General features: G+C 67.6%; 16 protein-coding genes. 9 read left to right on the forward strand and 7 right to left on the reverse strand.

Annotated features, from left to right (window positions below; genetic code table 11):
* Positions 1–2: 2 nt before the first annotated feature.
* Complete coding sequence (locus ACGLHS_RS16620; protein ID WP_394481324.1) at positions 3–1,838, reverse strand: adenosylcobalamin-dependent ribonucleoside-diphosphate reductase; 1,836 nt, start codon at positions 1,836–1,838, stop codon at positions 3–5.
* Between the two features lie 368 nt (positions 1,839–2,206).
* On the opposite strand from ACGLHS_RS16620, the gene ACGLHS_RS16625 reads away from it, so the two are divergent.
* Entirely contained in the window at positions 2,207–3,037 is an 831-nt protein-coding gene (locus tag ACGLHS_RS16625; RefSeq protein WP_394481327.1) for a universal stress protein, read from the forward strand.
* 84 nt (positions 3,038–3,121) lie between these two features.
* On the opposite strand, the gene ACGLHS_RS16630 is transcribed toward ACGLHS_RS16625, so the two are convergent.
* Positions 3,122–4,531, reverse strand: a complete 1,410-nt coding sequence (locus ACGLHS_RS16630; protein ID WP_394481329.1) for a phenylacetate--CoA ligase family protein — start codon at positions 4,529–4,531, stop codon at positions 3,122–3,124.
* 143 nt (positions 4,532–4,674) lie between these two features.
* Here ACGLHS_RS16630 and ACGLHS_RS16635 point away from each other — a divergent pair, with 143 nt between their 5' ends.
* Complete coding sequence (locus ACGLHS_RS16635; RefSeq protein ID WP_394481331.1) at positions 4,675–7,365, forward strand: GNAT family N-acetyltransferase; 2,691 nt, start codon at positions 4,675–4,677, stop codon at positions 7,363–7,365.
* On the opposite strand, the gene ACGLHS_RS16640 is transcribed toward ACGLHS_RS16635, so the two are convergent.
* Positions 7,271–7,771 carry a hypothetical protein gene (locus ACGLHS_RS16640; protein WP_394481333.1) on the reverse strand — a complete coding sequence of 167 codons (501 nt, stop codon included), beginning with the start codon at positions 7,769–7,771 and terminating at the stop codon, positions 7,271–7,273. The two genes, ACGLHS_RS16635 and ACGLHS_RS16640, sit on opposite strands and share 95 nt — an antisense overlap.
* A gap of 101 nt (positions 7,772–7,872) precedes the next feature.
* Between ACGLHS_RS16640 and ACGLHS_RS16645 the strand changes: the two genes are divergently transcribed.
* Both ACGLHS_RS16645 and ACGLHS_RS16650 read left to right on the forward strand, forming a co-directional pair.
* Positions 7,873–8,298: an Hsp20/alpha crystallin family protein gene (locus tag ACGLHS_RS16645; protein WP_394481335.1), complete on the forward strand. Its 426-nt coding sequence runs from the start codon at positions 7,873–7,875 to the stop codon at positions 8,296–8,298.
* Positions 8,299–8,379: 81 nt separating this feature from the next.
* A complete protein-coding gene (locus ACGLHS_RS16650; RefSeq protein WP_394481337.1) occupies positions 8,380–9,306 on the forward strand; it encodes a histone deacetylase family protein in 927 nt (308 codons plus the stop codon).
* Between the two features lie 58 nt (positions 9,307–9,364).
* Here the strand turns inward: ACGLHS_RS16650 and ACGLHS_RS16655 are convergent, their stop codons facing one another.
* Positions 9,365–11,092 carry a cation acetate symporter gene (locus ACGLHS_RS16655; RefSeq protein ID WP_394481338.1) on the reverse strand — a complete coding sequence of 576 codons (1,728 nt, stop codon included), beginning with the start codon at positions 11,090–11,092 and terminating at the stop codon, positions 9,365–9,367.
* Positions 11,089–11,433 (reverse strand): DUF485 domain-containing protein, encoded by a 345-nt coding sequence (locus ACGLHS_RS16660; RefSeq protein WP_394481339.1) that lies wholly within the window; start codon positions 11,431–11,433, stop codon positions 11,089–11,091. Before ACGLHS_RS16660 ends, ACGLHS_RS16655 begins: the two co-directional genes overlap by 4 nt.
* 174 nt (positions 11,434–11,607) lie before the next feature.
* Between ACGLHS_RS16660 and acs the strand changes: the two genes are divergently transcribed.
* A complete protein-coding gene (acs, locus tag ACGLHS_RS16665) occupies positions 11,608–13,584 on the forward strand; it encodes an acetate--CoA ligase (protein ID WP_394481341.1) in 1,977 nt (658 codons plus the stop codon).
* A gap of 35 nt (positions 13,585–13,619) precedes the next feature.
* On the opposite strand, the gene ACGLHS_RS16670 is transcribed toward acs, so the two are convergent.
* The gene (locus ACGLHS_RS16670) at positions 13,620–14,513 is read right to left on the reverse strand and encodes an MBL fold metallo-hydrolase (RefSeq protein ID WP_394481343.1); all 894 of its coding nucleotides are present in this window, start codon (positions 14,511–14,513) and stop codon (positions 13,620–13,622) included.
* 87 nt (positions 14,514–14,600) lie between these two features.
* Between ACGLHS_RS16670 and ACGLHS_RS16675 the strand changes: the two genes are divergently transcribed.
* The 4 genes from ACGLHS_RS16675 to ACGLHS_RS16690 all read left to right on the forward strand — a co-directional run bounded on the left by ACGLHS_RS16675 (position 14,601) and on the right by ACGLHS_RS16690 (position 16,676).
* Positions 14,601–14,924, forward strand: coding sequence for a metalloregulator ArsR/SmtB family transcription factor (locus ACGLHS_RS16675; protein ID WP_394481345.1), 324 nt, complete (start codon positions 14,601–14,603; stop codon positions 14,922–14,924).
* Complete coding sequence (locus ACGLHS_RS16680) at positions 14,924–15,358, forward strand: YeeE/YedE family protein (RefSeq protein ID WP_394481347.1); 435 nt, start codon at positions 14,924–14,926, stop codon at positions 15,356–15,358. Before ACGLHS_RS16675 ends, ACGLHS_RS16680 begins: the two co-directional genes overlap by 1 nt.
* Positions 15,359–15,368: 10 nt before the next feature.
* Positions 15,369–15,806 (forward strand): DUF6691 family protein, encoded by a 438-nt coding sequence (locus tag ACGLHS_RS16685; protein ID WP_394481349.1) that lies wholly within the window; start codon positions 15,369–15,371, stop codon positions 15,804–15,806.
* 231 nt (positions 15,807–16,037) lie between these two features.
* Positions 16,038–16,676: a universal stress protein gene (locus tag ACGLHS_RS16690; RefSeq protein ID WP_394481351.1), complete on the forward strand. Its 639-nt coding sequence runs from the start codon at positions 16,038–16,040 to the stop codon at positions 16,674–16,676.
* 50 nt (positions 16,677–16,726) lie between these two features.
* Here ACGLHS_RS16690 and ACGLHS_RS16695 read toward each other — a convergent pair whose 3' ends face one another.
* A complete protein-coding gene (locus tag ACGLHS_RS16695; protein ID WP_394481353.1) occupies positions 16,727–17,251 on the reverse strand; it encodes a universal stress protein in 525 nt (174 codons plus the stop codon).
* Positions 17,252–17,458: the final 207 nt, after the last annotated feature.

Raw genomic sequence — 17,458 nt, forward strand, 5'->3', positions numbered from 1 at the left:
CTTCATGCGGACGGAACCGGCGCCGCGCACCCACTGCATGACGGCCGCGAACGGGCCTCGAGCACCGCGCCCGTCGAGGCGTTGGGCCGGTAGGTCGTCAGGCCCTTCAATCCAAGTTGCCAAGCCTGCATGTACAGATCCTTGAAGTCTTCGTAGGCACAGTCCGCAGGCACATTGACCGTCTTCGAGATACCCGCGTCGATGTACGGCGCCACGGCCGCCACCATCTTCACGTGTGCCAGCGCACTCATCTCCAGCGCGCTGACGAAGGCCGGACCGAGCGGCGCCTCTGCCCCCATGCGCTGGCGATAAAGCCGCAACGCGTGGTCTTCGACTATGTATTCCTCGGTGCCACCATCGGGCAGGCGCTTGCGCCGCGCAAAACGCCATGCGTACGCTGGCTCGATGCCGTTGCTCACGTTGTCCGAAAAGGCAAGGCTGATGGTGCCGGTGGGCGCGATCGACAGCAGGTGCGAGTTGCGCACGCCATCCGCGCGAATCCGCGCCTTCTGTGCCTCGGGCAGCCGCGAAGAAAACGTGTTGCGGCTCAGGTAAAGGTCGGCATCGAAACGGGGAAAGGCACCGCGCTCCCGGGCCAGTTCGCACGACACGGCGTAGGCCGCATCCCTCAGCGCCTGGGCGATTCGCCGCGCCGCATCGCGGCCCTCGTGGGCGTCGTAGCGCAGGTTGAGCATGACCAGCGCATCGCCCAGGCCGGTGAAGCCGAGTCCGATGCGTCGCTTGTCCAGCGCCTCCTGGCGTTGGCGCTCCAGCGGCCACGCGGTGATGTCCAGCACGTTGTCTAGCATGCGCACGGCCAGGCCGGCCAGACGCGAGAAGCCCTCTTCGTCGAAGCGGGCGGACGGCTCGAACGGGTTCTTCACGAAGCGCGTCAGGTCGATCGACCCGAGGCAGCAGCACCCGTAGGGCGGTAACGGCTGCTCGCCGCACGGGTTGGTGGCGGCGATGGTCTCGCAGTAAGACAGGTTGTTGTCGGTGTTGATGCGGTCCAGGAACAAGGCGCCGGGCTCCGAGTGCGCGTAGGCCGATTGCATGATGCGCTCCCACAGCGCCCGCGCCGGCTGCACGCCGTACACCCACAGCCCGTCACCCCGCTGGTGCTGGGCATCGGTGCGGATGCGGGGCCCCGGTTCGGCCCGGTGCACCAGCTCGATGTGCCGGTCGTCGCACACCGCTTGCATGAAGGCGTCGGTCAGCCCGACCGACAGATTGAAGTTTGTTAGCTCGCCGTGGTCTTTGGCGGCGATGAAGTCCTCGATGTCCGGATGATCGCAACGCAGCACACCCATCTGGGCACCACGCCGCGCGCCGGCAGACTCCACCGTCCGGCACGAACAGTCGAAGACGCGCATGAAGGGCACGGGGCCCGACGCGCTCGACCGCGTGCCGGCCACCCACGCACCGTGCGGACGGATGCGCGAAAAGTCGTAGCCCACGCCCCCGCCGCGCCGCATGGTCTCGGCGGCCTCGGCCAGCGCGACATAGATGCCCGGGTACCCCTCGTCGTTTCCGGTGATCGAGTCGCCGACGGGCTGCACGAAGCAGTTGATGAGCGTGGCCGCCAGTGTCGTGCCGGCCGCCGACTGGATGCGCCCGGCAGGCACGAAGCCGTCTTGCAATGCCTGGAGAAAGCGCGACGCCCAGATCTCGCGGTGTCCGGGTCTTTCTGCCTGTGCCAGAGCTCGCGCCACGCGCTGATGGATGTCATCGATGCAATGCTCATCCCGCTGGACGTATTTCTCCATCAGCACGTCGTGGCTGATTGATTGCGCCGGCAGCGCCGGGAGGCGCGGGCTGTTGATGGAGTCGCTTGTCATGGGTGCCACCAGAAATCAACATGCGGGCCCCCATGATGGGCAAATGCCCTCGCAGCGAATTGATACAACGCAAGGTGGCCCCTAGGGCGAACTCCTAAAGTGAATTACGTCCATCACATTCGTACCGGGCGATGGGGCGGGCACTGTAGGGCCTGCGCATCCGCGAGAAAGAAAGCATGGCAAACAGCTATCGGAAAGCGGTCATCACGGTCCTGATTCCCTTCGGGACAACAGCACCGAGGCGCAATGTCTTGTTCAGGGCCGCCACTGCTCCTTGGGGTGGGCACAACGACGTTGCAAAAGGGGGGCCTGCACAGGCCACCCCGGCCCGGCCTGCAACCTGCCTCAGCCGCGCATGGAGCCCGCAAATGAACACGCTGCGCTCGATCCTTGTCCATCTCGACGGAACCGCGCGTGCCGAGGCGCGGATGCGGCTGGCGCACCGGCTCGCGGCTGCACACGAGTCGGCGTTGACCGCGCTCTTCGCGGTGTGCCCGAGCGTGCTCGCGGTGCTGCCCATGATCGGCGGGATGTCTCCCATGCCGGTGTCGGGCGATATCGACCCCGACCACCGCGCCCATGCCGCCGCCGTGTTCGAGCGGCTCCTGCACGACCACGCCAACCGCACCGACTGGCGCGAGCTGCGCGGCGAGCCTGTCATCGAGACCTTCATCCGCCATGCGCTCACCTGCGACCTCATGGTGCTGGGGCAGCGCAACCCGCGCGACGCCAGCGGCTTCGACGTGCCCGGCGACTTCGTCGAAGCGGTGCTGCTGGGAAGCGGCAAGCCGGCGCTGGTCATTCCTTCCGTCGGCAGGATATCTCCGGCACCCGAAAGAGTGCTGGTCGCCTGGCGCCCGACACGCGAATCCGCGCATGCACTCACCAGCGCCCTGCCCCTTCTGAGGTCGGCGAAAGAGGTCCATCTGGTCTGCTCGGTAGACAGCGAAGACCCGGGGCCGCCGATGGTCCGGCTGCGGGACTATCTGCACCTGCATGGCATCGGGCAGACCCATGGGCACGCGGCCCTGAAAGACAGGCACGCCGGTGAGGCGCTGCTGTCGCTGGCCGCGCAGATCGGCGCGGGGCTGATCGTGATGGGCGCTTATGGCCACAGCCGCGCGCGCGAACTGGTGCTGGGGGGCGCCACGCGCACGGTGCTGGAATCGGCCACGGTTCCTGTCTGGATGGCGCACTGATCCCGCTGCGCCTCGATGAAGAGGGCCGCAGGTCGATGCCTCGTGGCACCTGAAACGAACCGCACGCCCAGGGGGCAATGCAATTCAACAGACAGCCCGCGCGCCGTTCGCCTCCGAGATCACCCGCGCGGCCTTGCCGCTGCGCCCGCAACGGGTGGTCTCGCCGCTGCGGCAATGGATGCGAATGCCCTGTGCGCCCTGCGCCTCGAGGAATGCCGCCAGCACAGTGCGCGCCCTGCGCAAGGTCTGCCCGGCCGTTTCGCCTTGCGCGCAGGACATCAGCAGCAGGTCGTGCGGCCCCTGCTGCACGAGCTGGAAGTCGAACAGGCCGGCCTCTTCCTCGAGCACCGTGCTCACCGCGAGCGGCACGACGGTCACGGCCGGCCTTCCGGCGCCGCCCGCCAGCCGCAGCATGTCGTCGTCGCGCCCCTGCACCTCGATGGCCGGCAGGTGCGAGCCGCATCGGCAGGCCGTGTCGAGCAGCGTGACCCGGTCGCCCAGGTCGTAGCGAATCAGCGGCTGCAGGTGGTTGGCCAGGTTGGTCAGCAAGGTCGTGGTGCCCGCCTGGCCGCGCGGCACGGCGCGGCCTTGTGTATCGACCGGTTCAAGGATCGCCCAGTCGCTGTTGAGGTGCAGCACGCCCAAGGGGCACTCGAACGCCAGCGACAGGAACTCCGAGGCGCCATAGCTGTTGGCCACCGGGCAGCCGAACGCGCTGCGCACGAACGCGCGGCTGGCGGGCGACAGCGTCTCGCCGCCGGTCCAGATCTCGCGCGGCATCGCCTTGAGCCGGCCGGCGCGCCGCTCCTGTGCGAGCAGCACCGCCGCGCTGGGATAGGTCGCCACCACCGTGGGCTCGAATGCATCGAGCTCGGCGCACAGCTTGTCGAGTGGCTGCAGGAAGGAAATGCCGCGCAGCCGGTCGGCAAGGCCCGGTTGCAGGCGCCGCAAACGCTCGACCGATACCGTGCTGGCAAAGTGCCCCTGCGTGGCCCCGACGAAGGCGATGCGTTCGGTGAGGCTCCACGGGTCGAGCAGCCGGTCGAGCGGGCGCAGCAGCGGGCGCCGCAGGGCCTCCAGCGCGTCGTACACCGCCATCGCCTGCGCGTCTTGCACGAAGACCGCAGGCTCGCCGGTGCTGCCCGAGCTTTCCCACACGGTGTAGCGGCCGAGGCAACTCGCCGCGATGTTCGCGGGGTCGGCAATGAAGCGGCGCAGCACCTGCAGCGACAGCGCGGGGTCTGCCACCCAGCCCTCGAAATCGCGCATCAGCTCGGCCTTGCGCGACACCGGCAGGTCTTCGAGCCGCGCGGTGGACGGATCGCACCCGGCGAGCAGGCGCCGGTATCGCGGCGAATGCCCGGCCGCCGCCGTCAAAAGCGCCGCAAGCCGCTGCGCGCGCAACGCGGCGAGCGACTCGGCCGAGGCCCGCGTGGCCATCGACACCTCGGCCGCGACCACGTACGCCTGCCATGGATCAAATGTGGGCGGCATCGGACGCGGCTTCAAGGCAATGGGAAAGCATGGCGGTTCCTTCGCATCGGGAGCTTGCGCTCGCCGCATCGCAGCGGGTTGACCTGCATCAAGCCAGCGGCCTGCCCCGCCCCGCACCATGGCCGGCCACTACGGAGCCGCCCTTGAGCATTCGCCATATCGATCGCCTGCTGTCGCCAGCGTCCGTTGCCGTGTTCGGCGCCTCCAACCGGCCCGGCAGCGTCGGCGCCACCGTCTGGCGCAACCTGCGCGCCGGCAAATTCGCGGGGCCGGTCTACGGCGTGAATCCGAAGCACGCAACGCTGGACGGCGTGCCGGTTTTCCCCGACACCGCGCACCTGCCCGCCGCGCCCGATCTGGCGCTGATCTGCACGCCGCCGGCCACCGTGGCCCCGCTGGTCGCGGAACTGGGCGCGCTCGGCACGCGCGCGGTGGTGATCGTCACGGCGGGCTTGAGCGCGCAACAGAAGCAGGCCGCGCTGGAGGCGGCGCGGCCCTTCACGCTGCGCCTGCTCGGCCCCAACTGCCTGGGGCTGCTGAGCCCCCATATCGGCCTGAACGCCAGCTTTGCGCACACCGACGCGCTGGCGGGCGACGTCGCTTTCGTTTCGCAGTCGGGCGCGCTGGTCACGGCCGTGCTCGACTGGACGCGCAGCCGTGGCGTCGGCCTGTCGCACCTGATCTCGCTGGGCGACCACTGCGATGTCGATTTCGGCGACCTGCTCGACCACCTGGCCAGCGACGCGCACACGCGGGCGATCCTGCTGTACGTGGAATCGATCGAGTCGCCGCGCAAGTTCATGTCGGCCGCGCGGGCGGCGGCGCGCAACAAGCCGGTGATCGTGGTGAAGGCCGGGCGCGCGGGCAACGGCCTGAAGGCAGCGGCCTCGCACACCGGCGCGCTGGCGGGCTCGGACACGGTCTACGACGCTGCCATCCGGCGTGCCGGCATGCTGCGCGTGGACACCTTGCAGGAGCTCTTTGTCGCTGCGGAAACGCTGTCGCGCTTTCGCGGCAACCGGAGCAGCACGCTCACCGTCATGACCAACGGCGGCGGCGCCGGCGTGATGGCCGCCGATGCGGCGGCGCGCGAAGGCGTGAGGCTCGCCGACCCCGGCGCGCGATTGCTGGAGCGCCTCGATGCGCTGCTGCCGCCCAATTGGTCGCATGCTAATCCCGTCGACATCATCGGAGACGCTCCGGTGGAGCGCTATGCCGAAACGCTCTCGGCATTGCTGGCCGACCAATCGGCGGGCGCCGTGCTCTTCGTACATGCGCCGACGGCCATCGTGCGCAGCGAAGACATCGCGCGCGCCTGTCTGCCGCTGGTGCGCGGCCACACCTCGCGCGTGATGAGCGCCTGGCTTGGCGACAACGCGGTGGTGCAGGCGCGCAAGCTCTTTGAAGAAGCGGGCGTGGCCGACTACGCCACACCCGAAGAAGCGGTGCACGCCTTCGCGATGCTGCAGACCTACCGGCGCAATCAAGAGATCCTGATGGAGACTCCGAGCGCCAGCCGCAACCCCATGCCCGACAGCGGCGTGGTGCGGGCAACGCTGGAGGCGGCCCTGGCCGACGGGCACGAGTGGCTGGGCGAAGCGGAAGCGAAGGCGCTGCTGCAGGCCTACGGCATTCAGGCCGTGCCCACGCTGGCCGTGGCGGCAACGCCCCAGGCGGCCATCGAAGCCGCGCGCGGGCTGGGCTATCCGGTGGCGCTCAAGATCCTTTCGCGCGACATCACCCACAAGTCGGACGTGGGCGGTGTGCGGCTCGGGCTGGCCGACGAGGCCGCCCTGGGCCGCGCGGCCGGCGAGATGCTCGACGCGGTGCGAACCGCCCGGCCGCTGGCGCGCATCGACGGCTTCACCGTGCAGCGTTCGGTGCAGCGCCCGCATGCGCAGGAGATGATCGTCGGGGCCAGCATCGACAGCGTTTTCGGCCCGGTGATCCTTTGCGGCCAGGGCGGCACCGCGGTCGAAGTCACGGGCGACACCGCCATCGCGCTGCCGCCGCTCAATCGCACGCTCGCGCACGAGCTGGTGTCGCGCACCCGGGTTGCCCGCCTGCTGGCCGGTTTTCGCGACCATCCGCCGGCCCGGCTCGATGCGCTGTACGACGTGCTCATCGCGGTGTCGCAGATGCTCGCCGATCTGCCGCAGTTGGCCGAGCTGGACATCAACCCGCTATGGGTCGACGAGAACGGCGCGCTGGCGCTCGATGCGCGCGTGCGCTTGTCGCGCACACCGGTGAGTGGTGCCGAACGCTTCGCGATCCTGCCCTACCCCGCCCAGTGGGTGCGCGCGCAAACCTGGAATGGCCGCGCGATCGTGGTCAGGCCGATCTGCCCCGAGGACGAGGCGCAGCACCGGCGCTTTCTCGAATCGATGGATGCGGAAGACATCCGCATGCGCTTTTTTTCTCCCCGCAAGGAACTGCCGCGCAGCGAGCTCGCGCGCCTGACCCAGATCGACTACGACCGCGAGATGGCCTTCATTGCCGAGGCCACCGATGCCCAGGGCCTTGCCGAGACGCTGGGCGTGGCGCGCACGGTGAGCGACCCCGACAACGTGGAGGCCGAGTTCGCGATCATCGTGCGCTCCGACCTCAAGGGCCAGGGGCTGGGCGCCCTGCTCTTCGAGCGCCTGATCGAGCATGCGCGCCGCCGCGGCATCGAGCGGCTGGTCGGCTTTGTGCTGCGCGAAAACACGCGCATGCTGAAGCTTTCGGCCGCGATGGGCTTCAAGGCCGATGCGGCTGAGCCGCCCGCGTCGGGCTTGCGGCGGATGGTCCTGGAACTGAAGACTTCAGCAAGCCCGTCGTGCTCGTCGGCGTGAAACCGTAGAAGCGCTCGTTGAGATAGCGGGCGACTTCTACGATGTCTTCGTCGCGCCAGTTGAGCGAAGAGGCCTGCTGCCAGCGCCGCACCTGCTCTTCGAGGCTGTCCCAGTCATAGACCAGCTTTCTGCCGCGCCAGTGCATCTTTTCGTTGTGGCAGGCCACGCAGCTCATGTTGTAAAGCAATTCACCCCGGGACTGCGACTGGCCCTGCGCCCGGGCCGGACTCCCGTGCAGGGCCGCGAAGAGGACGAGCGGCGCGATCAGCAAGGCCGCCGCCAGCCCGGCCCGTTGCGGTCTGCGGTGGCCATGGGGTGACGCGGCAGGCATGGGACGCGTGGAGTGCATCAAGTGCGAGGGCTGCATGGGTTGCTCCTGTTCGATCGCGGACAGCGACAGCGCCATGGTCTCGCGGTAACAAAACGCGCACTTGATCCAGCGCAACGGAGCCGCCGATGCGCCTGCCTAAAGTGGATTTCCCTCAACTCATTCATGGAGCATCGCGCATGAACACCGCACTGTCCCGCCTGGATCGCATTGAAAACCTCTTTCCCGAAATGCTGCGCCGCTGGGCACGGCCGTTGCAAATGTTCGACGAGACCGATCTGCCCGCGGACATCCGCGTCGACGTCGCCGAGAACGACAAGGAATACCTCATCACGGCCGAGATTCCCGGCGCGAAGAAAGAAGACGTGCGCGTGTCGGTCGACGGCAGCTACGTTTCGATTTCCGCCGAGATCAAGAAAGACGAAGAGAAAAAGCACGGCCGCTCCATCGTTCGCGAGACCTACCACGGCAGCGTGTCGCGCGGCTTCTCGCTGGCCAGCGAAGTCGACGACAAGAACGCCGTGGCAAAGCTCGAGGACGGCGTGCTGCGCCTGACGCTGCCCAAGCGCGCGAACGGCACCCACAACGTCTTGAAGATCCAGTAACCCCCACGCAAACCGGCGCTGCCGGCAGCGGGCTTCCCGCGCGGAACGCCCAGGTCTTCCGAGGTTTTCCGAGGAGCCCGCATGCTCAGCGCCTACATCACCCACTCCGACTGCGCGCGCCACGACATGGGCGCGGGCCACCCGGAATGCCCCGAGCGGCTTTCCGCCATTCACGACCGGCTGCTGATCGCGGGGCTGCTCGACTACATGGCGCCGCACGACGCGCCCCTGGCCACCTGCACCCAACTCGCGCGTGCGCACACGATGTCGTACGTGCGCGAACTCATCTCCGAGGCCCCGGCCGAGGGGCACCGCTTCGTCGATCCCGACACCCTCATGAACCCGCACACGGTGCGGGCCGCGCTTCGCGCCGCGGGGGCCGTGGTGCTGGCCACCGACCTGGTGCTGGCCGGCAAGGCGCCCACGGCCTTTTGCAACGTGCGCCCACCGGGCCACCATGCCACGCGCGATGCAGCCATGGGCTTTTGCTTTTTCAACAACGTGGCGGTCGGCATCCGGCATGCGCTGGACGTGCACGGCCTGCGCCGCGTGGCGCTGATCGACTTCGACGTGCACCACGGCAACGGCAGCGCCGACATCTTTCGCGGCGACGACCGCGTGCTCATGTGCTCGATCTTCGAGAAGGGCATCTACCCTTTTTCGGGCGAGGACGACAACGGCCCGCGCATGGTGAACGTGGGCCTGCCCACGCGCTCCGGCGGCGACGCGTTCCGCGCGGCCGTCACCGACCGCTGGCTGCCGGCGCTCGATGCCTTTGCGCCGCAGCTTGTCTGCGTCTCGGCGGGTTTCGACGGGCACCGGGAAGACGACATGGGCAACCTCGGGCTGGTGGAGAAAGACTACGCCTGGGTCACGCGGCAGATCATGGACGTGGCGCAGCGGCATTGCCAGGGGCGCGTTGTCTCGTGCCTTGAAGGCGGCTATGCGCTCAGCGCCCTCGCCCGCAGCGCGGCAGCGCATGTCAAGGTGCTGATCGGCGCGGACTGACCACGGCGCCTGCCGTGGTCAGTGGGCCTGTGAATCAATGGCCGGCGCCTGGGCCCATTCAGTGCCCGCTGGCGCCATGCGCGCCGATGCCGGTCTCCGAGCGCACCTGCTGGGCGAGGAAGCCGCCGCGATCGACCTGCGCACGCGAGCTGCGGTCGAGCACCGAGAACAGCCAGATGCCCACGAACGCGATGCTCATCGAGAACAGGCACGGCGAGGTGTACGGGAAAAGTGCCGAGCCGGCCGGGTAGCCGAAGGTGGCCTCCCAGACCGAGGGCGACACCACCGTCAGCACCACCGACGACACCAGCCCGAGAAAGCCGCCGATCACCGCGCCGCGCGTGGTGCAGCCCTTCCAGAGCACCGACATGAACAACACCGGGAAGTTGGCCGAGGCCGCGATGGCGAAGGCCAGCGACACCATGAAGGCGATGTTCTGCTTTTCGAACACGATGCCCAGCAGCACCGCCAGCGCGCCGAGCGCCACCGTGGTGATCTTCGACACGCGCAGCTCGGCCGTGCTGCCCGCGTCGCCCTTCTTGATGACGGTGGCATACAGGTCGTGCGACACGGCCGAAGCACCCGACAGCGTGAGGCCCGCCACCACCGCCAGGATGGTCGCGAAGGCCACCGCCGAGATGAAGCCCAGGAACACGTTGCCGCCCACCGCATTGGCCAGGTGAATGGCCGCCATGTTGCCGCCGCCCTTGAGCACGCCCTTGGCGTCGAGAAAGTCGGGGTTGGTCAGCACGAAGGTGATGGCGCCGAAGCCGATGATGAAGGTCAGCAGGTAGAAGTAGCCGATCCAGCCCGTGGCCCACATGACCGACTTGCGCGCCTCCTTGGCGCTGGGCACGGTAAAGAAGCGCATCAGGATGTGCGGCAGGCCGGCCGTGCCGAACATGAGCGCCATGCCGAAGGAGATGGCCGAGATCGGGTCTTTCACGAAGTTGCCCGGCCCCATGATCGATTGCCCGATGCTTGCGGCCACCTGGGCGGTCTTGCCGTCCTTCAGTGCCAGGTCGGTCTTGACCTTCACCGCACCGGCGAACATCGCCTCGGGGCTGAAGCCGAAGTGCCACAGCACCGAGATGGCCATGAAGCTCGCGCCGCCCAGCAGCAGGCCCGCCTTGATGATCTGCACCCAGGTGGTGGCCGTCATGCCGCCGAAGAGCACGTAGACCATCATGAGCGAGCCCACGATGACCACGGCGATCCAGTACTCCAGGCCGAACAGCAGCTTGATGAGCTGCCCGGCGCCGACCATCTGCGCGATGAGATAGAACGCCACCACCACCAGCGTGCCCGAGGCCGCGAAGATGCGCACCGGCGCCTGCTTGAAGCGAAAGGCCGCCACGTCGGCGAAGGTGAACTTGCCCAGGTTACGCAAGCGCTCGGCCATGAGGAAGGTGATGACTGGCCAGCCCACCAGGAAGCCGATCGAATAGATCAGCCCGTCGTAGCCCGTGGCCATCACCGCCGCCGAAATGCCGAGGAAGGAAGCGGCCGACATGTAGTCGCCCGCAATCGCCAGCCCGTTCTGGAAACCGGTGATGCCGCCGCCCGCCGTGTAAAAGTCGGCCGCCGAGCGCGTGCGCGTGGCGGCCCATTTGGTGATGAACAATGTGCCGACCACGAAGAACGCGAACATGCTGATGGCGGTCCAGTTGGTCGGCTGCTGCTGAAGCTGCCCCAGGTCGCCACCGGCGGCAAGGGCACCTGCGGAGGCGGCGCACAGCGCGAAGAGAAAGGCGGCGGAACGCGCGCGCAAGAGACGGGCTTTCATTTCTTCACGCCCTTCTGCGCACCCTTCGAAGCGCCGGGTTGCATGGCCTTGATGACGGTTTCGGACAAGACGTCGAACTCGGCGTTGGCACGCCGCACGTAGTAGGCGGTGATGGCAATGGTGAAGACGATCACGCCGAAGCCGATCGGCATGCCCAGCGTCATCACGCCGTCGCCGATGCGCCGCGCCAGGAAGTCCTTGTCGAAGGCCACGAGCAGAACGAAGCCGTAATACACGATGAGCATCAGCAGCGCGAGTGTCCAACCGAAACGGTCGCGCCGGTGCTTGAGTTTCAGATACTGGGGATGCGCTGCGATGCGCGCGGCGAGGTCGTCTTCCATGGTGTCTCCTTGGGTGCGGGTGAGCGGATTAGGGCCCCGCGCGCCGGGTCGAAGCTTGCGCTGGCGCAAACTTTATTCTTCGCGCAAGCGTCACGATGCGCTCACCCCCTTCCATGCCTGCGCACGCTTGCGGCGTGTCGGCGTGATGTCGTCAACCAACGAAAGACACGAGACATGAACGCACCCGATCTCTTGCCCAAGCTGCCCACCTATGCGCCGCCCGAGGCGCTCCAGCGCACCGCGCACGTTGCCGGCCGGGCCGCCTACGACGCGCTGGTGGCCGAAGCCGACGCCGACCATGAGGGCTACTGGGCTCGGCTGGCGCGCGAATTCCTCGGCTGGAAGACGCCTTTCACCCAGGTGCTCGACGGCAGCAAGGCACCGCACTACCGCTGGTTCGACGACGGCACGCTCAACGTTTCGTGGAACTGCCTGGACCGCCAGGTGGCCGCTGGCAAGGGTGACAAGGTGGCGATCGTCTTCGAGTCGGACGACGGCAAGGTCACCCGCACCACCTATGCGCAGTTGCTCGCACAAACCTGCCGCATGGCCAACGCGCTGAAGGCGCGCGGCGTGAAGAAGGGAGACCGCGTCGTCATCTACATGCCGATGTCGGTCGAGGGCGTGGTGGCCATGCAGGCCTGCGCGCGGCTGGGCGCGGTGCACTCGGTTGTGTTCGGCGGCTTCTCGGCGCATGCGCTGCGCGACCGCATCGCCGACACCGGCGCAGCCGTGGTCATTACCGCCGACCAGCAGGTGCGCGCGGGCAAGCAGCTGCCGCTGAAGGCGCTGGTCGACGAGGCGATCGCGCTGGGCGGCTGCGAGGCCGTGGCGTCGGTCATCATCTATCGCCGCACCGGCGGCCCCATCGCGTGGACGCCACGCGACCTGTGGATGCACGAGATCACCGGGGCGCAGAGCGAGCTTTGCGAACCCGAATGGGTGGGGGCCGAGCACCCGCTGTTTCTGCTCTACACCTCGGGCTCCACCGGCAAGCCCAAGGGTGTGCAGCACAGCAGCGGCGGCTACCTGCTGCACGCGGCGCTGACCACGACGTGGACCTTCGACATGCACGACGACGATGTGTTCTGGTGTACCGCCGACATCGGCTGGGTGACCGGCCACACCTACATCGCCTACGGGCCGCTGGCCATCGGCGCGACCGAGGTGGTGTTCGAGGGTGTGCCCACTTTCCCCGACGCGGGGCGCTTCTGGCAGATGATCGAGCGGCACGGGGTGACGGCCTTCTACACCGCGCCCACGGCCATCCGCTCGCTCATCAAGGCCGCCGAAGGCAACCCGGCCGTGCACCCCGACCGCTACAACCTGCGCAGCCTGCGCGTGCTGGGTTCGGTGGGCGAGCCGATCAACCCGGCGGCCTGGGAGTGGTATCGCACGCACGTGGGCGGCGGCCGCTGCCCGGTGCTCGACACCTGGTGGCAGACCGAGACCGGCGGCCACATGATCACGCCACTGCCGGGTGCCACCGACCTGGTGCCGGGCTCCTGCACCCTGCCCTTTCCGGGCATTGCCGCGGCCATCGTCGACGAGACCGGCAACGACGTGCCCAACGGCGAGAGCGGCCTGCTGGTCATCAAGAAGCCGTGGCCGAGCATGATCCGCGCGGTGTGGGGCGACGACGCGCGCTACCGCTCGAGCTACTACCCGCCGGAGCTGCGCGGCTACTACTTGGCGGGCGACGGTGCATCGCGCGATGAGGCAACGGGCTACTTCACCATCGGCGGGCGCATCGACGACGTGCTGAACGTCAGCGGCCATCGCATGGGCACGATGGAGATCGAATCGGCGCTGGTGGCCTGCACGGCGCTGGTGGCCGAGGCCGCGGTGGTCGGGCGACCCGACGAGACCACGGGCGAGGCGATCTGCGCGTTCGTGGTGCTCAAGCAGCCGCGGCCCGCCGGCCCCGATGCGGACCGCCTAGCCGCCGAGTTGCGCACCTGGATCGGCAAGGAGATCGGCCCCATCGCCAAGCCGAAAGAGATCCGCTTCGCCGACAACCTGCCCAAGACGCGCAGCGGCAAGATCATGCGGCGCCTGCTGCGCTCGGTGGCCAAGGGCGAGGCGATCACGCAGGACGTGTCGACGCTGGAGAACCCGGCCATCCTCGATCAGTTGATCGAGGCGCACTGAGCCCGCCTCGCGCCTCCCCGCCCTGCCCTGCCCGGCTAGCCTTGGGCCGGGGGGCGGTGCACCGGCAGCGCGTTCAACGGAATGCGCAGGTACGCGACGCCGTTGTCGTCGGCGGGAGGAAGCCGCCCCGCCCGCACGTTCACCTGGATCGACGGAAGGATCAGCGTCGGAACATCCAGGGTTGCATCGCGGGCCGTGCGCATCGCCACGAACTCGTCGACACCGATGCCGTCGCGCACATGGATGTTGTGCGCCCGCTGTTGCGCAACGGTGGTCTGCCAGGCGGCTTGCCGCGATGCCGGCGGGTAGTCGTGGCAGACGTAAATGACGGTCTCGGGCGGCAACTCGAGCAGCCGGCGCATCGACTTGTAGAGCTGACGCGCGTCGCCACCGGGAAAGTCGGCGCGCGCGCTGCCAAGGTCGGGCATGAAGAGCGTGTCGCCGACGAAGACGGCACCGTCGACCAGATAGGCCATGTCCGCGGGGGTGTGCCCCGGCACCAGCAAGGCGGTGGCTTCGACCTCGCCGATCCGGAAGACTTCGCCATCCTTGAACAGATGATCGAACTGGCTGCCATCGGGCACGAAACCCTGTTCGAGGTTGAAGAGCTTCTTGAAGGCCGCCTGCACGGCACGGATGTTCTCGCCGATGGCGATCTTTCCGCCGACCTGCTCCTGGATATGGCGGGCACCCGACAGGTGATCGGCGTGTGCGTGGGTTTCCAGAATCCAGTCGACCTGCAGGCCGTGCGCCTTGATGCAGGCCAGCAACCTGTCGGCGGCCACGGTGCGGGTGTGCCCCGACTTGAAGTCGTAGTCGAGCACCGGGTCGATGACTGCGGCGTGCTTTGTCGCGAGGTCCCAGACGACGTAGGAGACCGTCCACGTTGCGGGATCGAAGAAACCCTGGATCGTCGTGCGGGCTGTCATGGGTGTTCCCTCCATCGAGGTTCAGTTGGTCAACAAACAATATATATTTAAATATAATATATCAATCGCAAGCAACGCCACGAACCCATGAAAACCTCATCCACGGCCATCGACCCCGAAGTCCTGCGCGGTGCCGCCGGCAAGGCGGTCGTGGCGCTCAAGCTCCTGGCCAACGAAGACCGCCTTCTCCTGCTTTGCCAACTGTCGCAAGGCGAGATGTGCGTGAGCGACCTGGAGCAGAAACTGGGCATTCACCAGCCCACGCTGTCGCAGCAACTGGGCGTGCTGCGCAACGAAGGCGTGGTCGACACCCGCCGCGAAGGCAAGAACATCTTCTACCGCGTGGCCGACCCAGCCATGCTGGAGATCCTCGCGGTTCTCTACCGTATCTACTGCCCCAAGGAGGAATGATGGCCATCGACTGGAATCACTTCACGCCGCTTGCCGCAACGGCCGGCGGCGTGCTCATCGGCGTCGCGGCCGCGATGTTCGTGCTGCTCAACGGGCGCATCGCCGGCATCAGCGGCGTGCTTGGGGGCCTGCTCAGGCCGTCGAAGGGCGACGTGGCCTGGCGTGCGGCGTTCGTGCTCGGGCTAGTCGGCGCGCCGTGCGTGTATCTGCTCTTTGCCGTGCTGCCCAGGCCGCAGATCGACGCGGGGTACGGCGCGTTGATTCTTGCCGGTCTGCTCGTCGGCATCGGCACCCGCTACGGGTCGGGCTGCACCAGCGGCCACGGGGTCTGCGGCATTTCCCGCCTGTCGCCGCGCTCGCTCGCGGCCACCGTCACTTTCATGGCCGCCGGTTTCGTCACCGTGTTCGTGGTGAGCCACCTGCTCGGCGCCTGAGGAGGCTTTCATGATCCAGCTTGCTTCGCTGCTCGCGGGCCTTGTCTTCGGGCTCGGTCTCATCGTCTCCGGCATGGCCAATCCGGCCAAGGTGCTCGGTTTTCTGGACCTTGCTGGCGCGTGGGACCCGTCGCTGGCCTTCGTCATGGCGGGCGCCATCGCGGTCGGGATGGTCGCGTTCATGGTGGCCCGGCGCCGCACGGTGTCCTTTCTTGGCGCCGAGATGCGCCTGCCCTCCGCGCGCCACATCGATCGCCGTTTGATCGTCGGCAGCCTGCTCTTCGGCGTCGGCTGGGGCATCGCGGGCTTTTGCCCCGGGCCGGGCCTCGTGGCGCTGGGAATGGGCGAAACCAAGGCCCTCGTCTTCGTGGCCGCGATGCTGGCCGGCATGGTCATCTTCGAGCTGCTCGAGTGGCGCGCACACCGGGCGGCAATGCGCCTGCTCTGAGGGCGGCTCGCCCTTTTTCGTCAGCTCTTTCCCGTCAACCCACCCGACGGTCGACGCGCCAGTTCACAGGCCGGCTTCGCGCAATCGCTGCAGCAGTTCGAACTCTTCGTCGCGCGTGTGCACGGGTGCGCGCCGCCTGAAGGCGGCCAGGCATCGGGCCAGTATTTTTTTCATGGGGTTCCTCGCAATTTGCCGGATGGCATAGCGGCCCATTCTGGACACGCCGCACGAATGCGGCTTGACGTGAATCAAGCGAACGGCGCCACTGGCGCCCGCCTCCAACGTTGCGTCAGATCAACCGCCGCCATGCGCCGCGTGCCTATCCTGCGCACACAGGGCGGATCTTCAACGACAACACAGCACCTCAGAAGGAGCCATGACGTGTACCAAAAGATCCTCGTCCCTTTCGATGGCAGCGCAACTTCGGCGCATGGGCTGCAGGAAGCGATTGCCATCGTGAAGCTGACACACGGGCGCCTGCGGCTGATGCATGTGATCGACGAGCTGTCGATCGTCTATGCCGGCTGGGCAACCAATTGCATGCCGGCACTGCGCAAAGAGGCACTCGGGCTCCTGGAATCTGCCAGGCAGATCGTGCAGGCCGAAGGCGTGGAAGTCGACACCGTGCTGCACGACACCTTCGAAGGCGTCGTTTTCGAACTGATCGTTGCCGAAGCCGCAAGGTGGCCCGCGGACCTGATCGTGATCGGCACGCATGGCCGGCGCGGCTTCGATCGGTTGACGTTGGGCAGCAGCGCGGAGAACGTGTTGCGCCATGCGACGGTGCCGGTGCTGCTCGTTCGCGGCCCGAGCCCTGTCGCGCCGCTCGTCGCGCAGCGGCAAACCTGCATCGGCGCACCTGTGAGCTGAGCACTTTTCGCCTTCGCCGATCTGGAACAGGCCGGACCGAAGGCAAAGGCTCAATCCTGCGCGGATGTCGGCAAGACGCGCTCGGCGGACGGTGTTGGCCTTGCGCCGCCTGGTACGGCGCCGGCTGCAGCATCGGCTGCGGGCACCGCCTCGTGCACCAGCAGCACCGGCACCGACGCCTCGCGCGCGATCCGTTCCGCGCTGCTGCCCAGCAACAGGCGGCCCAACCCGCGCCGGCCATGCGTGCCGATCACGATCACGTCGGCGTGCCATTTGTGGGCCTCACTGTTCACGAGGTCGGCGACCGTCCCGTCGGAGGCGTCGTACAGCACTTGGTCGACCTCGATGCCCGCCGCCCGGACCTGCTCGGCGGTACGCACCAGCAGGCGTGCGCCTTCTTCGTGCAATTCCGGCGATCCATCCCACGCGTAATCGGCGTAGGCGTATGCCAGATCATCGATCACATGAAGCAGCCGTACCCGGCTCCTCTTGGGTGTGGCAACGCGTATCGCCTCCTCGACACCCTGTGCCGACGCCAGGCTGCCGTCGATGGGAATGAGAATTCGCTGGTACACGAGATGCTCCTTGCAGAAGTAAGACAGGCCGACCAAAGCAGTGAAGCCCTTGTTGCAGCCGCAATTGCAGCCACAGCCGTCGATCGATCCTAGGGAGCGCCGGCCCCGGTTTCTTGCGCCGCGTCAAGTCTGTCGCCGCTTTGCCTACTTGCTTGCGCAGGATCAAGCAGGCCCACAGGCGCGCCGCCTAACCTGAACTCACTGCTC

The sequence above is a fragment of the Variovorax sp. VaC1 genome, assembly GCF_043658315.1.
In the GTDB taxonomy this organism is placed as follows: Bacteria; Pseudomonadota; Gammaproteobacteria; order Burkholderiales; family Burkholderiaceae_C; genus Variovorax.